Raw genomic sequence first — 1,564 nt, 5'->3', positions numbered from 1 at the left:
AACACTTGGTTAGGAACCAAGCAACTTGCCTAAAGGCTCGAATTCAATATGGCCAAAGTCTGTATTGTTACCACAGTTCGGGATCCGGGAGTTTGCTTGGAATCCTTCATTCGCTACCACCTCGCCATCGGGATCGCCCACATCTATATCTTCTTTGACGATCCGGAGGATCCTGCTGCTCAGATAGCGCTTAGATTCTCCGACGTAACAGCTATTCCCAACGACGAAGCTTTGCAAGTCCAGCAAGCGCTAGGCAATATCCTCTATGCAAAATATGGCCCTCATGTCAGCTACGAGGTCATGGCCCGCCAGATTTTAAATGTGGAAACTGCTATACAAATTGCCCTTGAGCAAGGCATGGATTGGATCATTCACATTGATGGAGATGAGCTCTTCTATCTCGGCGAGGCACTTACCTTGGATTGGTTTGACCAGCTAGGTAGCGACATACTTCAGGTTCGCTTCTTAAACTACGAGGCAGCCCCCGAAAAGTTTGAGATTGAAGATTACTTTCGCGAAGTTACTCTGTTCAAGCAAAACCCTGCTGTTTTAGATCCCAACTTTTATACTAAGTTTGAGAGAATCTCTGGCAAGATTCAATACTTTTTAGCCTATCAAAATGGAAAATCAGCAGCTCGAGTTTATCCCAGTATTTTGCCAAATAGCGTACATAGTTTTGACATTCCAGAGGAGCATACCCTAGTCACCTCATCTCCAACCGTTTTGCACTACTTGAATTGCGGCTTCCAGAACTACTACAAGAAGTACGCTCAACTGGGCAACTTTCCCGACTACTGGTGGCGCTCAAAGTCTAATCCCATTCGCGTTCCCTTTCACTTGGCCTCAAGGGATGCATACTGCTCGCGAGATATCTATCAAATGGTGGCTCTTTACCAAAAGTTCATACTCTATAGCAACTCCATGATTAACCAGAGCTTGATAGAGGAGGGTATCCTCACCCGCATCTACTATCCTTCTCAGTTACTAGCAACTGTACTTAACCCCTGAAAATCCCAGGTTGTTTCAGAGGACTAAAAAAAGCTCCCCAAAGGGAGCAAAGCAAACAGTGGAACCCGCAGAAACTAGTCAAACACGTTGCAGCTCTTGCCTACGAAGGTAGAGAGGCTGGTTACAACCTTCTCCTGGGATCCCAGGCCAATGGTGCATTGAATTCGGCTGCCGGAAGCGGTAACATAGCGGCTTGCACCTGTGACAGCAGTGGTGTCCCAGCGCATCCCTTGAGGTGAAGTACTCTGAACATTACTGGCTACTGGCGTCTCGTAGTTGGGAGCGCTCCACGGGTCGTTCATGAATTTGTCACCTTTGGCGCCGCAGGAGTCCGCACCGGTACTACTAGGACAACCAAACTTGATTCTGGTGTAGTCGTTCGGATACACGCCAACATCCAGGCGATAGACCTCAGAACCGCGACCTACTGCAGTAAGAGCCGCCTGAGCCTCGGCCGTGCGGGAGCGGCGCACTTGGTTCAGGAATTGGGGAACTGCCACTGCAGACAGCACGCCCACAATCACGATCACCACCAGCAGTTCGATCAGGGTGAAGC

2 protein-coding genes are annotated in these 1,564 nt (G+C 49.0%); one reads left to right on the top strand and one right to left on the bottom strand.

The features are described 5' to 3' along the window. Window positions 1-96: 96 nt before the first annotated feature. Window positions 97-1,008 (top strand): glycosyltransferase family 2 protein, encoded by a 912-nt coding sequence (locus tag NW844_RS12780; protein WP_414336191.1) that lies wholly within the window; start codon window positions 97-99, stop codon window positions 1,006-1,008. A 74-nt stretch (window positions 1,009-1,082) separates the two neighbouring features. Here the strand turns inward: NW844_RS12780 and NW844_RS12775 are convergent. Then, on the bottom strand, window positions 1,083-1,564 hold a 482-nt coding region (locus tag NW844_RS12775; protein ID WP_414336189.1), incomplete at its 5' end, for a type IV pilin protein.

Origin of the sequence: Synechococcus sp. H55.2 (assembly GCF_047462495.1) — a bacterium.
Taxonomy (GTDB): domain Bacteria; phylum Cyanobacteriota; class Cyanobacteriia; order Thermostichales; family Thermostichaceae; genus Thermostichus.
This window is presented reverse-complemented; position numbering and strand designations above follow the sequence as displayed.